1 protein-coding gene is annotated in these 447 nt (G+C 67.6%); it reads left to right on the top strand.

The annotated features are described in order from the left end of the window. Positions 1 to 26 precede the first annotated feature (26 nt). Positions 27 to 447: transposase (locus tag ABS735_RS38515; RefSeq protein WP_476755896.1), on the top strand; the 421-nt coding region annotated here is incomplete at its 3' end.

Genomic DNA, 447 nt, shown 5'->3' with positions numbered 1-447 from the left:
CGCCGCCCAAGGCCGTTGACGACCAGCTGATCGATGACCTGGTGGGCCGGGCCCAGGCCGAGGGCCTGCAACTGACCGGCGAGGGTGGGCTGCTCCAGCAGCTGACCAAGCGGCTGCTGGAGTCCGCGCTGGAAGGCGAGATCACCGACCATCTCGGCTATGACAAACACGATCCGGCAGGCAAGAACGGCGGCAACTCCCGCAACGGCAAACGCTCCAAGACGGTCCTGACCGACGTCGGGCCGGTGGAGACCACCGTGCCCCGCGACCGCGACGGCTCCTTCGAACCGAAGATCGTCAAGAAGCGGCAGAAGCGCCTGACAGGCGTCGACGAGATGGTCATCTCGCTGGCCGCGAAGGGCCTGACCACCGGCGAGGTCCAGGCCCACCTGGCCGAGGTCTATGGCGCCGAGGTCTCCCGCCAGACCATCTCCACCATCACCGACA

This window comes from Streptomyces sp. MMCC 100 (assembly GCF_041538145.2).
GTDB lineage: Bacteria > Actinomycetota > Actinomycetes > Streptomycetales > Streptomycetaceae > Streptomyces.
This window is presented reverse-complemented; position numbering and strand designations above follow the sequence as displayed.